We start from the raw sequence: 24,745 nt of genomic DNA on the forward strand, positions 1-24,745 counted from the left end.
GAAACACGATCTCACGGGAACATGTCAACAACTAATTTGCAACTTTTACGCGGGCGATCGGAAACGTGATGAAGTGTTGCAATCGGGTTCTTTAATTAATTTATTCAGGATGTTAGCGGTTATTAAAATTTGAAGTCTTTCATTAACTGCATATAAAGCCGCCAACTTAGAAAATTCAAGAACTCAACTATATCGAGCACCACTGCGAGTTCTTGAATTTACGACCCGCGCTGGACGGCTTTATCCACCAAGTCTTGAATTCCGTTGGTATCGACACCCAGGATTTCCGCCGCGCGTTCAACCGCGAGGCTGCCTTCGGATACCCATCGAGCGATCTGTGTTGCGGTGAAGCCCGGGGTTAACGCGTTTCGTTCGAGGACGTCGTAGAGCGCCTGATATCCAGATGCGCCTGTCAGGTGCAGCGCAATTTTCCCCGGCAGCTCGAAGCGCCTCCAGACGTCGACGACAGGCACGCCGCCTCGGATGTCGTCGGCGAGCGCTTGGGTCATGATTGCAAGCTTTACGGCTCCGTCCCGAGGCCAACGTCGTCGAGCGAACTTAGCCACGTCGACTACCTCACCACGGCGTCCGCACTCACGAACATACGCCAACGCCGCCGATCGGATTTCGGATGCCCGCCGTCGCCGCTGGTCTTCCTCGATATCCGTCATGCTAGCTCCATTTCCACGGTCAGCTCGCTAAACAATCGCGGCTGGAAGAAGACGTCGGGCATATCGACCCCGACGTCGCGAGACCGCCCTACTCCCGGAAGCTTGCCGTGTGAGTGACCGTAAAAATGGATCGCGCCATAGTGCTGGCTCGGCCACGAGCGCGCGGCATAGTGCGACAGCCAGAGATCGTGGCCAGCGTCCGTCGTCCGCAGAGCATGTTCTGGCCGTGCTGCCCAATCCAGTGACGCCAAGGTCGGGTGTACGTTGCCTCGCTTGTCGACGTCGTGGTTGCCAAGAACAAGGTATTTACGTCCCTTGAGCCGCGAGAATACGTTCCGGATACGATCGGCGTCGCGGCTCAGATTGAACGCGAAATCGCCGAGGTGATAGACAATATCCTCGTCGCCGACGACCGAGTTCCAACTCTCGATGATGTACTCGTCATGCTCCGCGATCGAAGAGAATGGGCGAGGCTGCATCAAGAGCAGCCGCTCGTGGCCGAGGTGCGTATCCGACACGTAGAATTTCTTCACGAATGTCATGTGTCGCTCCTAAACCGCAGACGAGAGCTGTTGAGGCTGCTGCCGGTAGGCGCTGACAGCTTCATGGACGTCCGCCCCATCGAGACGGCCGCGGAGCCGCAGGAGCTGGACCACCTCGTCGAATGCCGACCAGTTCTCTTCAAGGATGCCACGAGCACGCTCGACCTGCTCTTGAAGAATGTCCTCCACGCGCTGGCGCAGCCGCGGGTCGAAGTTTCGAGCCTGAACGAGCGCCACCGGATCGCGATGACCATCGGACACCAGTGTTTCGCCCATGCCCAACGACGACAGCATGTACGTCGCAACGTTAGACGCCTCGGCAAGGTCGGCGACGCAGCCTTCGGCATGAGTTCCGAAGACCATCCGCTCCGCCGCGACGCCAGCGAGCAACTGTGCGAGGCGATCCATGAACCAACCGACGTCGTGTTGGCCGTCACGTTGCTTGATGACCGCTGCTCCTGCGATCACATCGTCAATGCCACGGTCTTTTGCGATGAATACTTCCATGACTTCAAATCCGAGTGTTGCGGCGACCAACGCATGGGCCGCCTCGTGCACGGCCACGGCGTGAATGTCTTCCTTGGAGCGGCGTTCGCGCTTCGGAAGAGACTTCAGCAGGTGTTTGACATTGACGGCAACTCCCTCACGTCGGGCCAGTCGCCGAGCCTCGCGTGCAACCCGTTCCAGGTCAGCGCCCGACATGCCTGCTGAGCGATCCGGAACGACGCTCAAAGTCGGGAGCTGGACGCCCAGGTGTTGCTCCAAGATAGCCACCCGGGCCTCGGCGTTCGGAAGACCGATCTCGATGTGCCGGTCGAGGCGTCCCGAGCGGCGCAGCGCCTGATCGACACCAGAGATGTCATTCGCGGCCGCGACGACGATGACGCCTTCGCGTTCCAGCGCACCGTCCATGCACTCCAGCAGAGCATTGACGACCCCGCGCATCCACTCATCGGCTCTCGCATGTCCGATGGAACCGCGCTGGACAAAGGAATCGCACTCGTCGATGAGGATGACCGACGGCGCGCAGGCGCGGGCGGCGTCGAAAGACGCGCGCATGGCCTTGATGAGATCGCCCTGATGGGCTTCGCCGTTGGAAATCCAGGCTGCGTAGCCACCGGCAATGAAATTAGCGTCCAGAGATTTCGCCAAGGCTGCCGCGAACGTCGTCTTTCCCACGCCAGGCGGTCCGGACAAAAGGACGGCTCCGTCGACGTCGGTCCACGTGATGCGACCGGCGCGCCAGTCAGAGACATCGCGCATGAGTTCAAGACCCCAATCTTTAGCCGCACCGTAGCCCGAAAGCTCTTCGAGCGGAGTGACGTCAGGGATAGAACGCGGAGGTTCCTTTCCTTTCGCTTCCTTTGCCGCTGCCTCGGACTCTGCTTCCGAGACTGCCATGTGCAGCCGATAGGTCTCTTCGATCGGTCGCGGCGACAGAAGCGCGAAACGACGACGACGCCACGGGAGCCCGACCAACGTTTGCGCTTCGGCATGGCTGATCACACGCCCAAATCGTGCTGCCGCCTCGACAACAAGGTCGGTCGCGAACTCAACTTCAATGATGCCGTCGGCAAGCGTCACTGTCGGGTGCTTGGCATCACTGCCGTTTGCGAAAATGAGAAACGCCGCGGGCGGTGTCGAGCTGAGGCCGACGTCAATTCCGTATCCCGGCTTGAGTTTCGAGACGCTGATCAAGACGTCGTCGTCGGTGTCGTCAACGAAGTCTTGGACGTCAAGTTTGCGCGCGGATGCCAAGTCGCGCAGCGCGAGATAACCTTCGTCTTCCCAGATTGCTGCGTCGGTCGTCTCTGGCACGATAACAAGATGAACGCCGCGTGGTGCCAAGCCCAGCCCAGCAACAATGCGGTCAATATGAAGACGAGCGAGAACGCGCTCATAGTCCGGACGGCTTTTATAAGCCATGGGGCCTCCTGCAAAAACCAATAGCTGGCATCCGGGATGGATGCGCGACAGGGCTAATGGCGTATTCGCAGGGTCTTCATTTCAGTTGGCTCCAGTTCGAGTTGCGCAACCATGCCGGGCACGAATCTCATTGTCAACGCGGGAAAAAATGCTTCCGCTCTCATTTTGAGAATCGAGAGTATCGCGTCATGAAAGCGCGATCTCTACGTGGACGATCATCATGGGCGAGATAGGCGGCCGCCGTCGTTGGAGCTTCCGTCTCTTCGTAGTGTCTGAAGGGATTTCCGGCACCCTGTGCGATTTCGCATAGGAGTTCGTTGGCCAGCTGCTTCCAGGATTTCACCCCGCCATGTCGCACCGATTTCCAGAACCGCCGCAGTTCGAATGGCTTCTGATACGGGTGTTTTCCCAGCTCCATGATGACTTCCGTCAGCCTCCCGTCGAGTACCTTGTCGACTTCGGCAAGATAGGGATAACGTTCCGCGAACTCGGCAACGAGTTTCTCGGAACATGTCTTCAGGTCGTCTCGGCAGAACCCGAAGAAGGGCCATCGATCATAGATTTCTCCGAGTTTCTTTGCCTCCGCCAGCGCCTCCTCGCACGCAAAGAACCGAAGCGAGAGCGGAAGACAGTTGGGGTCGGGGATCGCGATGTCCGAGGCTTTTGCGGCGGCTCCTTCTCCGTCGTTGCGGCGCAGTGGTTTGCCTGTTGCCCTTTTTCTATCTTTCTTCGGAAACTGGCGAGCTTTGTAGCTGAACGAGGACACCGTCATGTGCTTGTCGACACCCTCGATCGCCAGGATGAGGCCGTTGAGGAAATCCCGATCCGCCGGTGCGAAGAACGGTTGAAGGTCAAAGATTTCTCGGTCCTGGAGATCGGTAAAACGAACCCAGACGGGCAGCAATTCACCGGCATCCAAAGCAGATTTGAGATAATCGGTGACCGCGCCGGTGACTTTCGCACCATCCGGCACAGTCATCCTCGCCTCTGCCGTCAGAACGATAGCACGGTGCGATTTGTCGTAGAGCCTGTGATCTTCGGGGATTTTGCTTGTCATCTCAGGCGGCCTTCTTTTCTACGATCGTGTACCTGATGGGTTCGGCGATCCAATTGTCGATCTTCTTCAACTCGTAAATCAGTTCGTCCTCGTCGGCTGGGTCGACGGTGAACAGATAGTGCTGTCTGACGTTTTGACCGGGGACTGTGAAATATGCCCGCAGCTGGATGCGCCGTCCGCCGTTCCAACAACGGGTGTCCAGGTGCTGGTAGATGACGTCGTCGAGATCACACAGGGTCGCAGCCTCGTCGATTTCCAGGTCGATGTGGGTGCATGTCTCGAATGTCGGATGCAGTTCGTCGTGAGCCTTCGGGGGTTCTACCGAGGTCTTCGCAATGGTTTCCGGACCGGCGGAAACGACGATCTGCGCCTTCTTTTTCGACCTGCCCTTTTTCTTGTTTTCGGTGAGCCGCTTGATACGGTTACGCTCGGCAAGACCAAGCTTCTTCGCAACGTGGATCGAATTGCAGATGTCCGATCCCAGTTCCGACTCTTCAGTGAAGAAACACCATGCGGCCGCCTCGGGGCCGTTGGCGTCGATTGCTCCCAGCAGCTCCTTTCCGCGATAACGGCGCTTCGAGTACGCAGTCGTCAATGGGGTTTGCTCGAGAGCCTCGTCCAGGGCGACCTGCCAGGCCCAGTGCGCCGAGAAGTGCGTCAGCCCGAGAGTCTGGAACTTCTTAACGACCGATAGCCAGAAAACCGAGTTTATGCGGTACCTGGCAACGTCTGGTTTCCCGATCTTGTGACCCATCGCCTGGAGAGGCCGCGTGTCGCTTCTCACCGTGTGATGCGAGTCCGGGTAGACCTTGATGTGGAATTGGATCAGTGACGTCGTCTTTCCCTGTCCACGAGCCGGCGCGCCCAGACCGTCGTACGTAATGTCAAATTCGAACTTCCGGACGTTGAGGAAATCCGACGGGAACTTCGAGATGACGCGCTCCTGAAGCTTGGAGAAGAAACCCTTGACCGGCGCTTTGAACCCGACGATCTCCGCGAGTTCGGCGGGCGTGAATTCGAGAGTGAAGGAGTTGGCGCTTCCATCTTGCCATGGTCGATGGCTGACTTCGTGCGCCAGGCGCTTGTAGAGCATTTGGGAATATTTCGACCGCATGGAGCCCTGACCGATTGCCGCCAGCTCGACATAGCCGTACTTGGGCATGGAGCGCATCAGCTGTCTGATCGGATCGGGAAACTGGTATCCAACCGCGACGCTATCTCCCGCGATCGCGGTCCACGACGTCAGCATCTGCACGTCTCGGAATGATCTTCCCGTTTCTCCTGAGAACGACAGCCGGACGGTTTCCATCCGTCTGAGAGACGCAGTGACGTCCTCCTTCCGAGCATCGGCCCAGAGGAACTTGAGGCACTCTGCCATCGGAATCTCGTATGACGTCGCCTCCATGGATCGATCCGACTCGTATGCTTTCGTAATCATGAGATCGTGCAGCGCGAGATCGGTAGACGTCAGGTCCGCGGCCCCGCTGGTGAAGCTGACACCAGCGAGCATTTCAGATGGCCTCGGCGACTGTGGAGCGATGATCGACAGAGACTTCCTGGTCTCGAGCGCAGCCGAAACCGCGCCACGGTTCGCCGGCTGAAATGGAGCTGACGGTCTTTCGTACATGACATCCTCTACTTTTGTTGTCTAAGTAGAATTCCATCGGCGAGACAATAGTCAATGTTAAATCCATCTATTCTTTAGATCGAGGATTTTAAACAAGAAATCAAATTGTTTATTTAAGTATTAAACTTGCAGTCCAATGTTTTTATTGAAGGAATTTAAAGTCCGTCGATACAGGTATTGCAAGATATAAACAATGAAATCCCAAGCACTCTACAATGGTGGATTTTAAGGTCATTTTCCGGGGTTTATGGGATTTTAAAAATTCGGCGGTGCGCATAGGTCCGGGGTTTATGGGATTTTAAGCAGTTGACAACAAGCCTGATTTTAGGGGTTTTGCTGTCGTTTTTTTTGGGTTTTTTCGACGATTCTAAGTATGTCTGCGCTTGGCGCGCAGGAACTAGGCTGGACGCGGATTGTTTCGGAAGAACGTGTCGCTTCGCTCTTTTTTGCTGCTTTGACCTGAGCGCGGAGATAGGCCGAGCAAAGCAACGGGCGGAGTAAAATTCCACACCGTGAGCGTTTTACATGAAATACACTTGCGCCGAGAAAAGCCGGCACACACGATAGTGACATTCCTCGTGCAAGGTGCCAGCGGCCGATGACGAACCTTACCGTGCAACTCCTCGCCGAGATGATCGACGAACCGTACCGCCCGACCCCGATCCGGCAACTGCCATCGAAGAAGCGCAGGCAATACCAGGCCGATGCCGTGCGCTCGACACGGGCGAAGGTGGGAGCGGCGCTCGAAGGCGGCACAGTCTTGGCGACACGCCAGCACATCCGTGACGCACTCTCCGACGCCGCGCTTCACATCCTTCGTTCCGGCAGCGACGACGCCGAGGTCGTGCGCCAGGTCCTCTGTTCCGTGTTCGGAGCCGAAGCCGACGTCGCTGCCGAGAAGATCAAAGCAGGGAAGATCGAGCCGAAGTTCTTCAAATCGACGTAATTCGAGGATGGGACATCCTCGTCCCATGCGTAAATTGAAAAGCCTCGTCGGCCGCCGTGGGGCTTTTGTTTCTTGCGAGGCCGTCGCCGATGATCGTCGCGTAGTGAAGTCGTAGTGATGAGGGAACGGGCTATGCCGAGAGCGAGGAATCCAGGGAACGAGGCGCAGCGGTCCTCTCAGGAGCGGTATCGTGAACGTCTGCGCGTCCAGCAGCGCCCTGAGGCGGACGCTGTCGACACCTCTCTGGCGGCGGCGCTTGCCGTGTATCGGCACACCGCGGAGCAGCGTGGCTCCGAGAAAGACGTCCGCCGCTCCGACGGCCTGGAGCTCATGGCGATCAATTTCCTTGTCTCCCGCGGCTACGCACCGAAGATGGCCGAGCGCCAGGTTCGTCGACGTGTTCGACGTCTGGATGTCGAGGACCTCGTTCCTCTGGTCTCCGGGACTTCCCAACCGGCCGCCCCCATCTTCCCACACAAGCCGTCTTGAACCTGTCGGATTTTGGCTGTCTTCTCCGCATTACTTCCTTTTTTAGAATCGACGGACGGCAAAATCGCGTAGTGATGTAGTGACTTGCATCGCCGGTGGCCACGATCCCCTCAACAACAGTCTGAGGGGACGAACGATGACAAAAATATCCGGCATACACGAAAGCATGGACACCAGGCTCAAGAAGTCGGTCAGGGCGCGCGGCCTGCACGTCGACAAGGCTGCCGCCCGCGTTCTCGGCGACGTCATTCTCTCGGTGTGGCACTACGGCATGGGGCCGGCTCCAATCGTCCTCAAAGGCGGATCGCTCTTCCCGCAGACGATGCGCGAGACCGACGACGTCGATATCCTGACGATCCGCCGCTACAGCAACCTCGAGGTCCAAAACGGCTTCAAGGTCATAGCGCCGTTGCTCGATGCTCGGGGCATTACGCTCGAGTTCGTGTCGCCCGAGGCACAGGAAATCGACGTCGGACACGGCGATCCCGTCACCCGTTACAAAATCCGCGGCAAGGTCGGCGGCGTCCGCGCGAACACGGGAATCGACATGACGCTCGCCCGGGGCCGTCACGCGCTTCCGCCGAAGCTGATCGATTCATGCCTGCCCTCGTTCGTCGACGGCGTCGAGCCACTGCGCATCAAGACCGTGCCGCTTGTCACGGTTGCGGCTGAAAAATGGCTTGCCGTTCTCACGCAGCCGGCGACGGATTACAGGGTCAAGCACTTTGCCGACCTGGTTCTCCTCGCCGACGTCGCCACTCTCGACCTTTCCTGCGTGGCTCAGGAAATAGAACGCGTCTCACAATACCGCGGCATGACGCTTTCGTGCTGCACACTATCACCGGAAGCATTGAGATGGCCGTCGCTGGCACTGCGCGAGCAGGCCTGGGACAAGCTGCCGGATAGCCGGAGATGTGGACGCACTCTGTTTCAAGCGTTCGTCGACATCAATGCGCATTGGTCAGAACTGCATGCGCAGCTCGTCGCAAAGGTCGTCCGCGACACGCGCAACGGCGATTACGAACAGATGCACCTTGATCGCGTTCTCGGTGATCGTCGCTACGAGCCACGTCTGAAGCCTGCGGGAGCGGCGTGATGGCAAAACGCCATAGACACCCGGAATATCGCGCTGCAGAGCGCGCGCTTGTTGCTGAACTCGATCTCGGAGACAGAGTCATGATTCCGATCCGCAGCCTCGTCGAGTGCAGCCTAGTCCGTATCTTTTGGAACGATTTCCGCCGGTCAGATGCGAATGACCCGAAGTGGATAGCGACGCCCGGTGATCACGAAGACCCCGCTGTCCACCGCATCGACGGGTGGCCGGAACATGGCGTCGGACTTGAGGATCGCAAGTGGTCGCAACGAGCAAGATTGTGGATGTCTTGGTACTCATTAGACGCCTGGCATGTAGCTGATTGGCTGGTCAACGCCGTGTCGGATAGCGAACCGTGGCTCTGGAACCTCGATGACGACGGTCACCCCAAGAAACTCATGAAATGCGGATCGCTCGACCGCTTGGTTGTCGAAGCCACGAAGGGCCTGCGGGATCGCAACGCCCGGATGGCGCGCGAGCTGGTCCTCGGTCCGCAGGACGAGCATTTCGTATTCGATCTTGGCGTCGGCCACACGCTCGTTGCACTTCGCTCGCGGCTGGCCCTTCGCAAGGAAGGTAGCCTGATGCACCACTGCATTGGCAAAGGCAGCTACGACGATCTTCTCGACGACCCGGACATCGAGTTTCTTTCCGTACGCGATCCAGAGGGCGAGCCACTGGCTACCATGGAAATCCGGAACGGCTTCATCCGCCAATTTCGGGCACTCGCGAACGCTGAGCCATCGCCAGAGATCAAAGACCTCGTCGCTGGCGCTGCCGACGCCTTCGGGTGGCGTGACTGGCGCGACCGACCCGGTTCCCATGCCGACGATCCGGACTACGGACCCGAGGCCGCGGTGATCCTTCGCGACTTGCCGCCGGCTCGCCGGCGCGACTGACTTGGCCTCATTGCGCCGGCGGACACAATATCGTTCTGGTCGAGGAGACCATGAGAGAGAGACGTCAATGCAGCTGTTTCGATCTATTCACGACGCCTTGGAGCGCCACCTTCCGGAGATCGTCGACGAGTCGGACAGACAGGAAGCGCTCCGATATCTACGCGGCCTCAAATCCGTCCTGGCGTCGACGGTCCACACCTCGACGTCGTCGAACGTCATACAGTTCGAAGACCGTCTCATTCGCCGGCGGATTGAAAGATCGATCGCCCAGAGCCATCGTAGACAGCTATCAGACGCTCGCCGAGTACATCTGCGGGTCGTCGACGAGTTCGGTTGGGATATCTACGATGACATCGACTGATCAGCCCGGCACCGAGGACTGGGGCGAATGGTGGCCTGAGGCATGGGCTCAGCGCGAACTCGACAACGCGTCATCCGAGGCTCCGTCGGGCGTTCCAAGCGAGTGGTGGTCAGCACCACGGCTGCCGCCGTCCCGTCCACGTCCTCGCAAGCCCTTCGGATACCAGGATATCGCCGAGGCTGTGGCCGTCGCGGACGAGAACTCGTAGCTTACGCCCGTACTTGTCTTCATCACGCCCGGGCCATGCCTTGAGTTCGAACGGACCTTCGTTGACCAGCTCGACGAGGCGAGCGGTCGCTTTGTTGCCCAGCGCCAGTTCCGACGGGCAGCGCGGTTCGGAAACTTCGGGCGTGTCTATATCGGCGACGCGGATTTTCTGCCCACCGATCCAAAGTGTGTCTCCATCGACAACGCAGTGGTATCTCACGCTTCCGGAACAGACGCCGTAAGCGGTCAGTGGCTTGGTTATCGTCGCGGCCGCCGTGGCGAGCGGGATATCGCCGAGCAGGTAGTAGCCGGCAGCCCCGCTACCGAACGCAATGACAACAGCTGCGATCAACGTCCTGACGAAGCCATCGGACGACTTCGCGTGCTGCACAACTGGCTTTTGGAATTTTACGACGTCGCCCATGACCATCCCTATCCCAGAGGCCCAGCATACCCGGAAGGGTTGAATTCCAAGTTCATTAGTTTGGTTGCATTTTAGACTTCAGGGGCAGCCACCACATCGGGATCACTTTTTTGTCCCCATCCCAGAGACAAACAAAAAATGCTTCAAAGGAAAGCGGCCAGAAGGTCGACGGTCTTTTTCTTCAAGATGGATAAAATTTTAACGTCATCCGCAAGGTTTGATTCCGAAACGCTTGATACGAGGCGGGCTCATATTTCGGAGAAGTCCAATGTCGACGTCGATCCTCATCCACGGCCTCATACGTAGCGAGTCTTCTTCTCGCTATTCGGCTAGCGGATGCCGGTCAAAAAATCCGTCGAGAGGACTACCGCATGACTCCTGGCTCTTCGGCACCGACGCCACAGCCACAGGCGACTAATCTCAAAACCGCAACCGCGCTGCTGCAGCTTGCCCTGCAGTTGCATCACCTGCGCTCCACGGCTGACGTACTCGACGGACGCAGCCTGACGCTCGACGACGACGGCTACATGCTGACGCCGAATTCAGTCCACGAACCTGGACCGTGCGCAGTGTCTGTCGCATTTCCGGACGGCGTCGGCATTGGTGCCGTGTTCGAGACGCTCGGCTTCCCGTTCCAACATCCCAGCCTGGAGCACGCCGTGACAATCGTCGCAAAGGCCAAGATGGAATTGGAGACCGCTCGCGCGGAAGCGCAGCGTCTCCTTGATGCCTTCGTCGGTGAGTTCGCGACAGCGGCATGATCTTCGACGGCCTCTGCGGCTTCTGAACGACATGCCGTAGAGGTTCGTAAATTCCCGAAATTCGACAGACAGATAAAATGCCGGTCAATCGAGGAATGAGTTGTTTAGGCGCTGCCGTTAGATCGGAAATCAGAGACAAAGAGAAAGAGAAGCTACCCAAGGCTACGACAGAGCTCCGATCGCAAAGAAAGAGCGGCAATAACTCTCATTGTGACAACATCCGTTTCAATGCGGGCTCCGGCTTACCGTTCTGCCGGTTGTGGAGGAGCTCGACGATGTCGATGCCTTACTGCCAGCGCCCGGCCGGTCCGGCGCTTCCGTCCCCTCGCCCCGAAGTCGTTCGTCGTCCCGACGGATACTGGCCTGGCGAGGAGCAGTATCACGTCTGGCGTACCGCCGGTCCTGATTCCATCGATCGCCATCGCGGCGTAATCCGCGAATACGAGGTCTTTGGTCTGCTCGACTGGCATTCCGGTCCACGCGCGGCGCAGCTCAAGCTGTCTCGCAACTGGACGCTCCGCCTTCTTCTCGTCGACGACAAGGTGACGGCGGAGGCGCAAGTGCTTCTCTATCCTCGTGCTGCGAAGCTCGTGGGTTCCGAGGAGCCCGAACGCGGTGTGGTGGTCACGTTCGCGATCTCGACGGCCGACGAGGACGCCGAGGTTCGCAAACTGAAGCGCTACGTGCTGCGCTTGGCACCGTGGGCGAGCAAGCGCCTCGGTTCTGCTTTCGAGAACTATCTCGAAGAACAGGGTCTCTAAGTCTCTGCAAGCCCCCGGCGTCTAACCACGCCGGGGGCTTTTCTTGACAGCGGCAACCCGTCGACGGATAACACTCAGACGGATGCAGCTCATCTGAGCATGTATTCTTTCCTGAGAGGCGCACGGGGGTTCCAAGCTTAACCGTGCGCCTTTTCTCGTTCAGAAGTATTTTTGACGCGATACTTCGTTTTTATCCTTGTTCCATTTCCGCCGGCACTACAGATGTTGGGGAACGGCTGTGGCACGTAAGAACAAAAACAAGAAGGTCGTAAAACGGCCTGATATTGATCTCGGCACACCCGAAACGGGTGACGGCCGATCCACTGCTCTCCGCAAACATCGAGAATCATCGTCGTCAGTCTGCGCTCGCGATCCGTGCTGCGCTCGAAGACGGCCTTGGCGCTCGTGCGCTTGACATGGTTCGCATCGGAATGGGTGGCGGCGCTTCCTCCGGGGAACGCGACTTCATCCCTACGACGCCGCACAACATTGAACACCGCACTTGCCTGGACCGCTGGCGTCTCGCCTGCAAGGCTTCCGACATCGAAAACTACATCATCGAACTCTGGGCGACAGGCGTGTCGATCCGTCAATCGCCGCACACGTTCATCTCCGACGCACACGCTGCGCCGAGATCGTCGACCAGGGCCTCGATCTCTACGCCGACATGCGCGGCTACCGGCGCAGCCCCCGCCTTGGGGCGAGGATGGCCGTCTGGGAAGCCCCTGCCGACGTCAATCCTAATCCCGATCAAGAGACCCCGATCTTCGCAATGCCCGCGAAGGCCGCTCTCCGGAGCGGCTCCGTCAAGCTGACCGACGCCGACCTCGTCGAGTGCCATGGCCGATCTGCGCTCCACGTGCTGTCCGAAGAACGTTTCAGGAAGGCGCTGGACGAACTGAATGCCGTCGGCCGTCGTCTCGATCTCCGGGCGAAATCTGGTTTTCAGAAGACGGTGGAGGCGCTGTCCGATGTCATGGGACCGAGGGTGTCCGCATGAGAATCACTCTCCGACGTCCAAGCTCCGATAGCTACCAAGAAGGCGGCTGCGACGGATATGACGGCGGTTGCTATGTCTGCGCCGAGCGTTACCTCAACGACCTGCGCACTTACCGCGCCGAATTTGTCGGCCGCCGTGACGCCGTCGGCCCCGTGCGTTTCGACTTTGACGCAGCCTACGGGGCCGAGTTCGAAATCCAGTGGACAGATCGCGAGATTGCCGCAGCAAGTTCTGCGGCCGCCAACTTTGGTTCGGTCTCCGAGCGCCACAATTTCAATCCGGTGATGACCACGGAGGCGCGTGCCGACGGCAGCGTCACTGTGACCGAGAGATGGTCGCCGACGTGGCCGAACGGCGGAAGGGTTGCGATAAATTCCTTCTGCATGCCGAAATACCGCCGGCAGACTGAATGAAATATGACGCGTTCATAATAAAACTTTGTTTACATCATGGATAATCACAACTTTTATTCAATATATACATATTTCTCTCCAATTTTCTCCTGAAAAACCACTTGTACCCATCAAGGATACATACAATCATCTTTACATGGTCGGCAACAAACTCACCACCGCCCATCGTCGATTGGAACCCGACGCACTCAGGAAAGATGAAACCATGTACCAGCTGAAAGTAGCCACCGAAACCACCTACCTCTATATCCCCGTCACCGTCGCCGACAAGATCGCTGCCGCTGAGAACGAAGCCGGTATGGAACGCCAGGTCGTTCCCGCGACCCACTGGTCGCTCTGATCAAGACCAATCCCCTCGTCATGTGCGTCGAAGCCGTCGAATTCGCCGTCATCGATCTTCTGAAAGCATCGGCTGCCGTCGGCGCTGACGCCATCGAAGAAGTCCTCGACATCTTCCGCAGCTCTCTCAATGCCGGCTGGCAGATGACGAACAGCGGCGTCGCCAAGATCGGCAACGACCAGACGAGCATCGTTTCTGGTCAGACGCTCGGCGGCTTCCAGCATGCTGACGCCGAGGGCAGCAACTTCGGCCTTCCGGCAATCGAGGAGGCGGTCGGTCGACAGCTGAAGAGCCTCCCGGTCACCGTCACGACTACAGACGGAGAAGAAATGTTCTGGGCGACCGACTGGCTCACCGCAGAGGACGATGAGAGCATCGAAGTTCTACCGCTGGCTCATGTGATCGTCATCGATGCTTCATTCTGTCGTCACCGGCGTCGGTGGCGACACTGGAGAGCCTCTGGAACCTGGTCCCCACACCGCAGCGCCTTACGGGCATCTCAAAGGAAAGAAGACATGCTACAACTCAAGACAGAAACCATCGCGATCCGTTCTCCTCGCGTCTGCAAGGACTGGGCGTCGGCTCTTCGCAACGTCGGCGACGTCGCGTCGTCGACGGACTCGTACTATGACGTGCGGGCGGCCGTCGCGGACGCCAGAACGGCGTTCGTTACCGAGGCGAGGAAATACAAGAGGCCGATCGACGAATACGAGTTCGGCTCGAGCATCGCCAACGTGTTGTTCAATACGGGCTTCCACCGCGACAGGAACGGCCACGTCCGCCGACTGGCCGATCTGATATCGGTCCATTTCCCGCATTTCGGCAATGATCAGGGTCGTCCGTGCCTCCGGTTTTCAATCCGCGTCGTGCTCGAAAACGGCTCTCTGTTCACGAGCCGGGAGACGCTGGAATGGCTGCACCTTGACGGCCTGGTTGCCGAAGGCAGCTATGTCGATCGACATCCCGAGGCATTCGTAGAGACTGCACGCGCCCTCGACACATACATGACCGACGTCGAGAAAGTTGTCCGGGCTAAACTGGACCGCATTGTGAAGCTCTCTCGGCCGATCAAGTATGCAATCGTCGTCAGGCAAGATGACAGCGCAGCTGTTCCTTCAAGCCTTGTTACGTGCGTAGACGGAGTGCCGATGGCGTTCCCGAACGCCGCCGCCACAGAAAGCATCAAACGCGAACTGGTCCAGTTGGGGACTGGCCGTGAGGAGCAGCCACGTTACGAGATCAAGCACGTCAACCGTCTGTCCAAGGCGCTGCGCGACGAAATCGTGAAGTGGCACGGCAACGTCCTCGTGAACCCGGAGGCAGCATGACCCCGAATCGCAGCACCCTCTATCGCCGCCCCGAGGGCACGGATATGACGTCGCAGGAGCGCCTGGCATTCCTCCTCGACATCGGCGGCCTAAGCTACCACGCGGCCGCCGAGATCGCCAACGTCGCACCCCGAACGATCTGGGCGTACCGCAAGCCCTCTTCGACGAGGAATGTCCCTGAGACGATATTGTCGCCGATCGAGCGTCGTGTCTTCGCGAGGCTGACCGCCATCCTCACGGCGGCCGGATACGAACTTCGACCCGCTGCTTAACACCGATGCTGCGTTCTATCCGCCGGCCGAATTCCTGCCGGCGGATATTGAGCTGTATCCGCCCGCCATCACGAAGAAAGTTCGTTGACAGACAAAGGGGTTTGGGCAGCTTCACTCCTAACCAATTGTCAACACTGACTTTATTATCCGCCGGCTATTGTGTCCTCCATGGATACAGAGCAACATTTGATTGTGAGCGGCGGATGAGCCGCCAGCCATCGCCGACTGGAACCCGGCGACAACAGGAAAAGGAAAGCAACATGCACCAGCTGAACACCGAAACCGTAGCCATCGCGAACCGCCTCGGGATCGTAAACGCCAAGTTCGCCGAAGACGATGACATGCCGTTTCACGTCGCCTTCGAGGTCTCAGTGGACGGCGAGATCATCGGCGGCACTCTGGAATGGCTCGATGAAGACCACGATCTGGTTCGCAATGACTGCCATCTCGACATCAATCCCGACGTACTGAGGACTGCCGCTGATCGGCTCGATGAGGACTACAGTGACGTCTATTCCGCAGTCGTCCAACTGCTCCAAGCCGCCGTCGAGGAGCTGAAGGAACCGGAACAGGACCTCGCGGGGGAGATGTTCACCGAACTCGCCTGACCGACGTCTCCGTCAGGCAGCCAACGAAGCCCCCTTGACCGGGGGCTTTTTGCTATCCGCCGTTGGTGCCGCCCCTCAGGTCTTCCATTTTTCACCGGCAGCATGCAGTTTTCGAAACTGCCTCGTCAACCAAGATGCACCAATGCCGCCCGAACTTGATCTGCACATCGCCGGACTCGCAATGAAAACCAAGGCGCGGAAGTGCAAGGGCCTTTGGAATACCGTTATCATGACGGTCATTGCTGCCGGCTTAGCATACTGGCTTACAGGACAGTAGCCCATGCCGTCCTCTTCGGCTTCATGGCTTTTCTCGTGGTCGCGATGGGCAATCGTATCGCTGGCGATCGAAGAACGAGGCGAACAACTGATGGACAAGCTCGAGATGTAGCTTAGTGCGGAATCAGCTCGGCCAGCTTGTCGAAGCCAAGGAAAATCAGCATAGCCAGAGCCACGGCCACCGCCACCGGCTTGATCAAAGCCATCACCATGGTCTTCATAGTGAAGCCGACGGCGGTTCCGATCCAGCGATTGCCTTCGGCTGGAGCAAACTTGTCGTCGTCCCATTTCTGCGTGGGATGGAACCGCTGTAAAAACCAGACACGCAGCTTCTCCCTCAGCATGGGCTCCGTATCGAGACTGGAGACGTAAGCGTAGGACACCAAGTCCTGGATGTCGCCCTCTAATCTCTTCAGGAGCTGATGCGCCGTATACCGGCCGATGCGAAGGTAGATGTGTTTTTCCTGCATGCGGCCCAGCTCGGAATACGCGCCAGAGATTAGACAGGCGACATGACCGCCGTCGCCAAGGCTGTAAAGGAGTTTGGCTCCGTGCTCGATGGCTGGCGTGCCGGTCAAATCGTTCCGCCCCATCTTGCGTTTCATGAAACTCAACTGCAGCCGATCCGCGTCGCCTAAGCTAGTCGTGAATGAGTAGGCGTTTCGGAGGATTTCGAACCGTGGATACTCAGCTGTGCAGCGTTTGACTTCGTCCCCGGCCTTTTCGAGGAAAAGATCAAATTCGACTCTACCGATGAAGCGCTTGTGAGCTGGGAGCCAGAAGGGATTGCCTCGCATCTACCTGCCTTACGCTTTAGAGCCGAAGCCAAGGTCGGTCTTTGCAAATTGGTAGGTATGCACGTACCCGGGCGGTACCTGCTGTTGATTTATGTGGAACTCACAGTGAGCCATGGCTTCTCCTCGGGGGTTCACGACCCGATAACAGGTATAAGTTGTGCCCGCAATCTGCCAGTTAGCCGATTTGTACCGGCCCGCCGACCGGCCCACCATGATGTACGACACCAAAAACGCGGCTAGAGAATGCGCATGTAAGTGGCCCATATGTGTCTACCCAAGGCCTAGACGCTTCATGGACTGCGGCGTCGGGGAAAGGCGTTGACCTCAGGGGAGATACCCTCGCCGTCGACGAGCCTCATCTAACCGAGAGCGACAAAGCGCTGTTGGCGTCGCTCGCGGTGCTGAAGCTTTCGCCATTCGAGACGCTGCGCCCCTGGGAGAACAAAGAGTTCCTCAGCGTCTTCGCTAATTGCGCAGCTCGATTGAAGACCGACGGCGCGGTGGCCGCGCTGAGACGAGCGGCCGAGGCAGCGTAGCCTTTGCCGATCATAGCTATCGAAAACCACGAGACCAATCACCCACCCAGCGCAAAACTGGGACATCAAGTCTTCCGGGAATGCCCGATATTCGGCTTCGACAGAAAGGCATTAAAATGGAAGACCAAAAGCGCGTCCTCAACGTTGATATTCTCGGATGCGGACCGATCTCCCAGGCTGCACACTTTGAAAGTGCTACCAAGGCGAAAAATGCCGAGCTTTATGCCATCTGCGATGTTGCCGACGACTTGCGGGATCGGATGGCGGCAACACATGCATCGAAGAAGGCGTTCCGCGACTACGCGGAAATGCTCGCGGACCCGAACCTGGACGCTGTCGTCATCGCGACCTCGGATGCCTTCCACGTTCCTGCGGCCATGCAGGCACTCGAAGCCCGGCAAGCATGTCTTGAGCGAGAAGCCCATTGGCATCTCGGTCGAAGAGGTGGAAGACCTCAAGAAGGCAGTGAAAAGGAGCGGCAAGGTGCTGCAGGTCGGCCACATGAAGCGCTTCTTTGCCGAGCGCGAGGGCTTGGAGATCGGTCAGAAGATGGCAGAGGTAACGGCTACCATTCCCTACGGCCGGTTTGCTAATCCCCTCGAGGTCGCCGAAGTCGCGGTTTTTTTAGCGTCCACCCGCGCGGAGTACGTGTTTGGCCAGACTTTTAACGTCGACGGTGGAAACGTATTGAGCTAACCGGAAAATTGAAACCTGTTGGGGACCAACACCACTGTCTAGGCTGGCACCAGCCTAAACCTTGGAACAGTCCGGCCCGAGTCTCGCCATGACGTTTGTCTACTGCAAATCAGCGAGCAACAGATCGACGTTGCTTCGATCCGAGGTCCAGAACAAAGTATTCAAACGAAGATACGTCCTGCATAGCGCTATTATCTTCGAGCCGTCGCCCAGTCCTACCGTCTTCCGCTCGGCCTCCGTGATCCCTTCGTAAACGGTACTGGTAAAACCGGAAGATGACAAAAGGATTCCCTTTTTAGCCTGCTCGCGCGCTGTGACGTGAACCAACTTCGAAAGCTCGTTCTTACCTGGTTTGTTTTGGCTCCAGTGCTTCACCTCGACCACGTAGCAGTGTCGTTCGCCGCCTCGATCAATCTCAAGCAATAAATCAAGTCCGCCATCTTTGGTCGACCGCGTTAATGTTGTTGTGAAACCCATGCCATCGAAAACCTCTCGTAGGACCCGCTCCAAGTCGAGCCAATTGAGCTGCGTGATTTCCTCAGGAGCCTGTGCTAGCCGCTGAGCAACTGCCTGCATGACATTCCTGATCATAAGTTCGCAGGTCGAGGCTGTGGCGCTATCCTCAGAAGACCAAGGATCATTTTTCCATAGCCAACTACGAAGTTCCGGAATACCAAGCACATCGATCGCGCCAAGTCCCAATTCCGCCGTCAAAGGAATCGCTGACTCAGGAAGCTGACAAGCAAAGACAACCAATGCACGATCGAGCCCCGCCTCGCGCCGCCGAGCGTCCGTCGTCTCCAGAGCTTTTCGAACAATGGTATGCTGAGCGTTATTTCCCTTTATTTCGAGCGCGATGGTAGTTCTTCGGCCATCGAGCGACGCTTCAAACGCCCCGTCAAGCGCCGGTTTCCGCGGCTCCCTCAAATCCGTGATGTTGTATCCACATCGGTTGAACAGCTCGAAGAGAGCCCTCTCACGCGCTGCTCCAACGATTCGAGCGTCATTTGGCTCAGGGCTTTCAAAGCGTCGGATTAGATCATCGATACTATCGCGAATTTGCGACATTGCCGTCCTTTTGATTCTTAGCTGGAATGGATCGCGGTTTTCAAAGCTGTCCGAAGGGTTAGCATCGCAAACTTGCTAACACGGCTATGCGGTTCGAGGGGTTCGTATCGCTTGTTGAAATTAACACTGCGTAAGTTCCAAACAGACACATCTGCTTTTTTACGTCTGAGTTCCGATAACATTCATTATCGGCACCTAGAATTAAGCTTCCCGAGTACCACCACGTGGTTGCCAGCGGGGGTCTACCAGGTGAGCGGGTCGATTGTCGTGCGACATCGGTTGTCTTCGGCGTGGGCTGCTGCCATACCACCTGGCGCTTTCCTGAATAGGCGATGGGCGGCGCTTTCCTCTTCCAGGTGAGCTTGTCCATCATCTTGCGCAGCGCGTTCGCCTCCCGCTCCTTGAAGCCCGTGCCGACACTGCCAACGTAGACGAGATGGCCCGCCTTACGAGCGGCAAGCAAAAGCGATCCGAAGCCGCCGTAAGCTCCGATCGATGGCGTCGTGCTGCTCGACAAATGCATCGAGCCTGTTTGCTGAAGTCTTCCGCACACATGAGCGTCGTCGTTTTAAAGGCCTCGCCTTTGACAACGAGCTTCCCGATGTCATGCTCTCCACCCGCCGTCTGGCTGCATGGACCGTTATACGATCGCATACTAGGCCCCGCGCGAATGGAAGACTACAGTGCTATGTTCTCGCGCGGAGATGGCTATGGCAACAGATCACAGCCTGATTATGGATGCGCTCCCCGGGCTGGCCTGGCTGCAAAGTGCAGACGGTTCGGTTGAGTTCATGAATAGGCGATGGTGTGAATACACAGGCATCCAAAATGAGTATATAGACCCGCCGCCGCAGTCGCTCTGGCCGTGGGCAAAGGTGGTTCACCCTGATGATTTCCCGACGCTGGCGGATCATTGGAGCGCCGCCGTCGCGCAAGGAATGCCGATCGATACGGAAGCCCGCCTCAAGCGACACAGTGGCGAGTACAGGTGGTTCCTATTCCGGTCGAATCCTCTTTTCGACGAAAGAGGGACGATCATCAAATGGTACGGAACCAACATAGATGTCGAGGACCGCAAAAGAGCCGAGCAGGCCTTGCGCGAGAGCGCGCAAACTCTAGCCCAAATCATCAACACTATCCCGACCGCAGCCTGGTCCACCAAAGCCGACGGCTATTGCGATTTTCTCCATCAGCGCTGGCTCGAGTACACCGGTTTTACCGCGGCGCAGGCGGAGGGATGGGGATGGCGGGACGCGATGCATCCAGACGATGTCGACGGCCTCGTGGCACACTGGCAGCATTGCCTCGCCACCGGCACCTCAGTCGATACGGAGGCACGTATACGCCGCTACGACGGAGAGTACCGCTGGTTTCTATTTCGTGGGAATCCGCTGCGCGACGATGATGGGAACATCATCAGATGGTACGGGACCAACGTCGATATCGAGGACAGAAAGCGCGCCGAGACTGCTTTGGCGGAAAGCGAACGGCTGTCTAGGCAGATCATCAATACCATCCCCGCGCTTATCATCACCTTATCTTCAGCCGGGACGACCGATAGCGTCAACCAACAGTTCTTGGACTACACCGGGCAGACCATCGCTTCCGCTTCCAACTGGATAACCAACGGGACGCTTCACGACGACGACCTCGCAAACACTACGAACGCCTTCAATCGAGCACTCGAGGCGAACGAGCCGTTCGATTTCGAGCTTAGGCTTCGGCGGGTGGATGGCAGCTATCGCTGGTTCCAGCTGAGAGGAACCTCGGTTACAGACCGCGAAGGCAGCATCGTTCGCTGGTACGGCCTTTTGACTGACATCGATGACCGGAAGCGCGCTGAGGAGGCCGTCAAAGCGAGCGAAATTAACCTCCGGAAAATCATCAACACGCTGCCCACCACAGCCTGGTCCACACAACCCGACGGATACTGCGATTTCCTGAGTGATCGTTGGCTCGACTACGCGGGATTCACTCATGAAGAAGCCGTCGGGTGGGCTTGGGCTTCCGTTATTCACCCCGAGGACGCCGACCGTCTTGAAGACTATTGGCGAGGGTGCCTGGAAGCTGGGACGCCAGTCGATGTGGAGGCGCGCATGCGGCGTTTCGATGGCGAATATCGTTGGTTCCTGTTCCGAGCTAATCCACTGCGGGATCAGAACGGCACCATTACCAAATGGTACGGCACAAACATCGACATCGAAGATCGAAAGCGTGCTGACGAGGCGCTGCGCTCAAGCGAAATAAACCTTCGCAAAATCATAAACACCTTACCGACCACAGCCTGGACAACGCGCCCTGACGGTTACTGTGATTTCCTTAGTGACCGGTGGCTCGAGTACGCCGGATATACGCACGACGAAGCGGAAGGATGGGCTTGGGCGGCGGTAATACACCCCGATGATGCAAAGCCGCTGGAAGACTACTGGCTCGCGGCGCTGGCCAACGGGACTCCGGTCGATACAGAGGCGAGGATGCGGCGGTTCGACGGCGAGTATCGCTGGTTCTTGTTTCGCGCAAACCCATTACGTGATCAGAACGGCACCATTACCAAATGGTACGGGACAAACATCGATATTGAAGATCGGAAGCGTGCCGACGAAGCGCTGCGGTCGAGCGAGCTCAACCTGCGTAAGATCATCAACGCAATACCGACCACAGCCTGGTCCACCCGCCCTGACGGTTACTGTGATTTTCTAAATGATCGCTGGCTTGATTATGCTGGCTTCACGCATGACGACGCCGAAGGATGGGCTTGGGCGGCGGTAATTCATCCAGTAGACGCGGCCGGCCTCGAAACATACTGGAAGTCGGCCCTGACGAGCGGAACTCCCGTTGACACTGAGGCTCGGATGCGCCGCTACGACGGCGAGTACCGCTGGTTCTTGTTTCGCGCTAACCCCCTCCGGGATGAGAAAGGGGATATCGTCAAATGGTACGGCACCAATATTGACATCGAAGACCGGAAGCGTGCCGAGCAAGCTCTCAGGGAAAGCGAACGGCAGTCCCGGATGATCGTAAACACTATCCCCGGTTTGGTTGCTGTATTCAACGCAGACGGCTCCCCAGAAGACCTCAACGAGCAGTTCCTTGCCTATCTGGGCCAGACGATCGACGAGTTCACAAACTGGCCAAGTAATGGCACTGTTCACCCGGACGATCTAACCCGGCACATCGAAACGCTATCACGGTCCTTGAATTCGGGCCAACCGATCGACTTCGAAACCCGACTGCGACGCTTCGACGGGGAGTATCGCTGGTTCCAACTCCGTGGACGGCCATCACGAGATATCGACGGCCACATAGTGCGTTGGTATTGCCTGATGACCGACGTCGACGATCGGCGTCGCGCCGAGGATCAGTTGCGCCGCAGTGAGACTTTTATGGCTGACGCGCAGAAGCTCAGCCGAACTGGCAGCTTCTCATGGAAAATAAATGGCGATGAAATCGTTTGGTCCGACGAGACGTATCGTATCTATGGATTTGATCCGTCGACCCAAATGACGCTCGAGCTCCTTCAAACCCGGGTCCATCCCGACAGCCAGGTAAGCTTCTCACGCATCACAGCCGGAGTGAGGGAAGGAAGCGGCGACTTCGATTACGAGACGCAGCTGATGATGCCGGATAAAACCGTCAAAAAAATACGCGTGGTCGCGCACCGGGAGCGAAATAAGGACGGTGATCTGGAACTGCGAGGCGCGGTGCAGGATGTCACGGAAGCGCGTGCGGCAGAAGAGGCGCTCAACAAGGCGCGATCGGAACTCGCACATGTTAACCGGATGACCAGTCTAGGAGCCTTGACCGCCTCTATTGCCCACGAGGTTAACCAGCCCCTGGCAGGCATTATCATGAACGCGACGACGTGCCTGCGGGTGCTGGCGGCAGACCCGCCGGACATCGAAGCCGCAATGGACACGGCCAAGCTGACGCTTCGTGACGCGAACCGTGCCGCCGAAGTGATTGTTCGACTGAGGGCGCTGTTCGCGCGTAAACCAGTATTGATCGAGGCGGTTGATCTCAGCGAGGCCGTCCGGGAAGTAGTCGCCCTATCCACGGGTGATCTACAAAGAACCCGGATTCACCTTAGGACGGAACTGGATGAATCGATAGCACCTGTCGCGGGAGATCGTGTCCAACTTCAACAGGTAATCCTGAACCTCATGAGAAATGCCGCCGAGGCGATGGCGATGGTCAAGGATCATCAAAGGCGGCTGGTGATCAAGACAGGGGCCGACGATGAAGATCATGTTCGCCTGTCGGTACAGGACACAGGCGTGGGTTTTGATACCGATGACGTTCACAAGATTTTCGAGCCTTTTTACACCACGAAACAGGACGGCATGGGAATCGGCCTTTCCGTGTGCCGATCCATCATCGAGAAACACAAAGGTCGTCTATGGGCGGAAAGGAATGAGGGCCCCGGCGCGACCGTATCTTTCTCAATCCCGCGTTTTCCGGGACCGACGTCCGATGCTCTGAGTTTCCAAAGTAGCGATGTCTTTATAGGGCGGAGGAGGCTGTCATGAACGTTGTGCGTCCCCTCGTGTCAGTCGTAGACGATGACGAATCCGTTCGCGAAGCCCTGCCGCTGCTGCTCAGGACGTTCGGGCTACGCGTAGAGACTTTCTCCTCGGCCGAGGCTTTCCTTGCCTCGGAGAACGCCTCCCTAACGAAGTGTGTGTTTCTCGACATCGCAATGCCAAGCATGACCGGTCCCGAACTGCAGCAAGAACTGAACCGACGGGGCACTGGAGTACCGATCGTTTTTATTACGGCCGTGAAGGACGAAACCATCCGCCAGAATCTGATGAAGGAAGGCGCGGTGGAGTGCCTTTTCAAGCCTTTCGGCGAAGCAGACCTGGCCCGAGCGCTCAAGTCGGCACTCGGTTGAGTCGACGTGATTTGGCAAAGAAACCGTCCCGCTGTATGATTCAAAGCCGAGGGTTGCGTGGGGATGTCCATATGAGGGGGCGACTTTGATACCGCAGGACACGCCCGTCGTTTTCGTGGTGGACGACGATATCTCGGTGCGCGACGCGCTCGAAGCCCTCATTCGTTCCGCAGGGTGGCATCCAATTTCGTTTGAAAACGCAGAGCAATTCCTCACTCTCCCATCCTGGGCAGGCCCTAGTTGCCTCGTTCTCGACGTAAACCTTCCGAACCTGGATGGCCTGGAGCTGCAGGAGTATGTCAGCCGCCATCAGGTGACGCTGCCTATCATCTTCCTGACGGGATACGGCGACATTCCGACGACAGTTCGGGCGATGAAGGCCGGGGCTGTCGAGTTTCTCACCAAGCCCGTGGACGGCGAGGTCATGCTCGAGGCCATGAAGCAGGCGCTCCTGACGAGCCGTAAATCGATAGCCTCCGAGGAGGAGTTGCAGTTGCTTCGTGGCCGACACACGGCGCTTAGTCATCGCGAGCAGGAGGTAATGGCCCTGATCGTCGCGGGTCTGTTGAACAAGCAGGTGGCCTATGAACTCGGAATCAGCGAAGTGACAGTAAAGGTTCACCGAGCGCGGGTAATGAGCAAGATGGGAGCTAGAAGCCTGCCGGATTTGGTGCTCATGGCGGCAAGGCTCGGGGTCGAACGAACGGTCCGGCACAGCGAGCCGGCCTCCAAGGACCGACCCGCAGCCAATTAAAA

At 57.8% G+C, this 24,745-nt stretch carries 26 protein-coding genes and 2 pseudogenes; 18 read left to right on the top strand and 10 right to left on the bottom strand.

Features of this window, described 5'->3' with window-relative positions; translation table 11 throughout:
* Window positions 1-218 precede the first annotated feature (218 nt).
* The 5 genes from FHT77_RS02170 to FHT77_RS02190 all read right to left on the bottom strand — a co-directional run bounded on the left by FHT77_RS02170 (window position 219) and on the right by FHT77_RS02190 (window position 5,823).
* Window positions 219-671 carry a hypothetical protein gene (locus FHT77_RS02170; RefSeq protein WP_183752114.1) on the bottom strand — a complete coding sequence of 151 codons (453 nt, stop codon included), beginning with the start codon at window positions 669-671 and terminating at the stop codon, window positions 219-221.
* Window positions 668-1,213 (bottom strand): metallophosphoesterase family protein, encoded by a 546-nt coding sequence (locus FHT77_RS02175; RefSeq protein WP_183752116.1) that lies wholly within the window; start codon window positions 1,211-1,213, stop codon window positions 668-670. The genes FHT77_RS02170 and FHT77_RS02175 overlap by 4 nt, the downstream gene beginning before the upstream one ends.
* A gap of 9 nt (window positions 1,214-1,222) precedes the next feature.
* Window positions 1,223-3,139 (bottom strand): AAA family ATPase, encoded by a 1,917-nt coding sequence (locus FHT77_RS02180; RefSeq protein WP_183752117.1) that lies wholly within the window; start codon window positions 3,137-3,139, stop codon window positions 1,223-1,225.
* Between the two features lie 160 nt (window positions 3,140-3,299).
* The gene (locus tag FHT77_RS02185) at window positions 3,300-4,196 is read right to left on the bottom strand and encodes a hypothetical protein (RefSeq protein ID WP_183752119.1); all 897 of its coding nucleotides are present in this window, start codon (window positions 4,194-4,196) and stop codon (window positions 3,300-3,302) included.
* Window position 4,197: 1 nt separating this feature from the next.
* Window positions 4,198-5,823, bottom strand: a complete 1,626-nt coding sequence (locus tag FHT77_RS02190; RefSeq protein ID WP_183752121.1) for a RepB family plasmid replication initiator protein — start codon at window positions 5,821-5,823, stop codon at window positions 4,198-4,200.
* A 598-nt stretch (window positions 5,824-6,421) separates the two neighbouring features.
* Here FHT77_RS02190 and FHT77_RS02195 point away from each other — a divergent pair.
* The 5 genes from FHT77_RS02195 (at window position 6,422) to FHT77_RS02215 (ending at window position 9,611) form a co-directional block, all read left to right on the top strand.
* The gene (locus FHT77_RS02195) at window positions 6,422-6,769 is read left to right on the top strand and encodes a hypothetical protein (RefSeq protein WP_183752123.1); all 348 of its coding nucleotides are present in this window, start codon (window positions 6,422-6,424) and stop codon (window positions 6,767-6,769) included.
* Between the two features lie 132 nt (window positions 6,770-6,901).
* A complete protein-coding gene (locus FHT77_RS02200; protein WP_183752124.1) occupies window positions 6,902-7,258 on the top strand; it encodes a hypothetical protein in 357 nt (118 codons plus the stop codon).
* Window positions 7,259-7,394: 136 nt separating this feature from the next.
* Window positions 7,395-8,354, top strand: coding sequence for a nucleotidyl transferase AbiEii/AbiGii toxin family protein (locus FHT77_RS02205; RefSeq protein WP_183752126.1), 960 nt, complete (start codon window positions 7,395-7,397; stop codon window positions 8,352-8,354).
* Entirely contained in the window at window positions 8,354-9,250 is an 897-nt protein-coding gene (locus FHT77_RS02210; protein ID WP_246719628.1) for a PcfJ domain-containing protein, read from the top strand. The genes FHT77_RS02205 and FHT77_RS02210 overlap by 1 nt, the downstream gene beginning before the upstream one ends.
* Window positions 9,251-9,317: 67 nt before the next feature.
* Window positions 9,318-9,611: a hypothetical protein gene (locus FHT77_RS02215; RefSeq protein WP_183752128.1), complete on the top strand. Its 294-nt coding sequence runs from the start codon at window positions 9,318-9,320 to the stop codon at window positions 9,609-9,611.
* Window positions 9,612-9,720: 109 nt separating this feature from the next.
* Here the strand turns inward: FHT77_RS02215 and FHT77_RS02220 are convergent, their stop codons facing one another.
* Window positions 9,721-10,242, bottom strand: a complete 522-nt coding sequence (locus FHT77_RS02220; protein WP_210280757.1) for a thermonuclease family protein — start codon at window positions 10,240-10,242, stop codon at window positions 9,721-9,723.
* A gap of 371 nt (window positions 10,243-10,613) precedes the next feature.
* On the opposite strand from FHT77_RS02220, the gene FHT77_RS02225 reads away from it, so the two are divergent.
* The 8 genes from FHT77_RS02225 to FHT77_RS02260 all read left to right on the top strand — a co-directional run bounded on the left by FHT77_RS02225 (window position 10,614) and on the right by FHT77_RS02260 (window position 15,725).
* Window positions 10,614-11,003, top strand: coding sequence for a hypothetical protein (locus tag FHT77_RS02225; RefSeq protein WP_183752130.1), 390 nt, complete (start codon window positions 10,614-10,616; stop codon window positions 11,001-11,003).
* Window positions 11,004-11,278: 275 nt separating this feature from the next.
* Window positions 11,279-11,764, top strand: a complete 486-nt coding sequence (locus FHT77_RS02230; RefSeq protein WP_183752132.1) for a hypothetical protein — start codon at window positions 11,279-11,281, stop codon at window positions 11,762-11,764.
* Between the two features lie 502 nt (window positions 11,765-12,266).
* Window positions 12,267-12,764: a hypothetical protein gene (locus FHT77_RS02240; protein ID WP_183752136.1), complete on the top strand. Its 498-nt coding sequence runs from the start codon at window positions 12,267-12,269 to the stop codon at window positions 12,762-12,764.
* Entirely contained in the window at window positions 12,761-13,177 is a 417-nt protein-coding gene (locus FHT77_RS02245; protein WP_183752138.1) for a hypothetical protein, read from the top strand. Before FHT77_RS02240 ends, FHT77_RS02245 begins: the two co-directional genes overlap by 4 nt.
* Before the next feature lie 205 nt (window positions 13,178-13,382).
* The gene (locus FHT77_RS31900) at window positions 13,383-13,517 is read left to right on the top strand and encodes a hypothetical protein (RefSeq protein WP_281412524.1); all 135 of its coding nucleotides are present in this window, start codon (window positions 13,383-13,385) and stop codon (window positions 13,515-13,517) included.
* A 20-nt stretch (window positions 13,518-13,537) separates the two neighbouring features.
* Entirely contained in the window at window positions 13,538-14,845 is a 1,308-nt protein-coding gene (locus tag FHT77_RS02250; protein WP_183752140.1) for a hypothetical protein, read from the top strand.
* Entirely contained in the window at window positions 14,842-15,117 is a 276-nt protein-coding gene (locus FHT77_RS02255) for a hypothetical protein (protein WP_183752142.1), read from the top strand. Before FHT77_RS02250 ends, FHT77_RS02255 begins: the two co-directional genes overlap by 4 nt.
* A 260-nt stretch (window positions 15,118-15,377) precedes the next feature.
* Window positions 15,378-15,725: a hypothetical protein gene (locus FHT77_RS02260; protein ID WP_183752143.1), complete on the top strand. Its 348-nt coding sequence runs from the start codon at window positions 15,378-15,380 to the stop codon at window positions 15,723-15,725.
* A 389-nt stretch (window positions 15,726-16,114) separates the two neighbouring features.
* On the opposite strand, the gene FHT77_RS02265 is transcribed toward FHT77_RS02260, so the two are convergent.
* Both FHT77_RS02265 and FHT77_RS02270 read right to left on the bottom strand, forming a co-directional pair.
* Window positions 16,115-16,606: a hypothetical protein gene (locus FHT77_RS02265; protein WP_183892409.1), complete on the bottom strand. Its 492-nt coding sequence runs from the start codon at window positions 16,604-16,606 to the stop codon at window positions 16,115-16,117.
* 551 nt (window positions 16,607-17,157) lie between these two features.
* Complete coding sequence (locus FHT77_RS02270; RefSeq protein ID WP_183752145.1) at window positions 17,158-17,400, bottom strand: hypothetical protein; 243 nt, start codon at window positions 17,398-17,400, stop codon at window positions 17,158-17,160.
* Window positions 17,401-17,450: 50 nt separating this feature from the next.
* On the opposite strand from FHT77_RS02270, the pseudogene FHT77_RS02275 reads away from it, so the two are divergent.
* A pseudogene (locus FHT77_RS02275) lies at window positions 17,451-17,901 on the top strand (Gfo/Idh/MocA family protein); the annotation flags it as partial.
* Window positions 17,902-17,937: 36 nt separating this feature from the next.
* Window positions 17,938-18,030 (top strand): annotated as a pseudogene (locus FHT77_RS32170) (L-iditol 2-dehydrogenase); the annotation flags it as partial.
* Between the two features lie 99 nt (window positions 18,031-18,129).
* Here FHT77_RS32170 and FHT77_RS02280 read toward each other — a convergent pair.
* The gene (locus FHT77_RS02280) at window positions 18,130-19,098 is read right to left on the bottom strand and encodes a restriction endonuclease (RefSeq protein ID WP_183752146.1); all 969 of its coding nucleotides are present in this window, start codon (window positions 19,096-19,098) and stop codon (window positions 18,130-18,132) included.
* A gap of 58 nt (window positions 19,099-19,156) precedes the next feature.
* Window positions 19,157-19,621: a hypothetical protein gene (locus FHT77_RS02285; RefSeq protein ID WP_183752147.1), complete on the bottom strand. Its 465-nt coding sequence runs from the start codon at window positions 19,619-19,621 to the stop codon at window positions 19,157-19,159.
* Window positions 19,622-19,808: 187 nt separating this feature from the next.
* Here FHT77_RS02285 and FHT77_RS02290 point away from each other — a divergent pair, with 187 nt between their 5' ends.
* The 3 genes from FHT77_RS02290 to FHT77_RS02300 all read left to right on the top strand — a co-directional run bounded on the left by FHT77_RS02290 (window position 19,809) and on the right by FHT77_RS02300 (window position 24,743).
* Entirely contained in the window at window positions 19,809-23,624 is a 3,816-nt protein-coding gene (locus FHT77_RS02290; protein ID WP_183752148.1) for a PAS domain-containing protein, read from the top strand.
* Entirely contained in the window at window positions 23,621-23,989 is a 369-nt protein-coding gene (locus FHT77_RS02295) for a response regulator (protein WP_183752149.1), read from the top strand. Before FHT77_RS02290 ends, FHT77_RS02295 begins: the two co-directional genes overlap by 4 nt.
* Window positions 23,990-24,074: 85 nt before the next feature.
* Window positions 24,075-24,743 (top strand): response regulator transcription factor, encoded by a 669-nt coding sequence (locus tag FHT77_RS02300; RefSeq protein WP_210280758.1) that lies wholly within the window; start codon window positions 24,075-24,077, stop codon window positions 24,741-24,743.
* Window positions 24,744-24,745: the final 2 nt, after the last annotated feature.

The organism is Rhizobium sp. BK181, assembly GCF_014193305.1.
In the GTDB taxonomy this organism is placed as follows: Bacteria; Pseudomonadota; Alphaproteobacteria; order Rhizobiales; family Rhizobiaceae; genus Rhizobium.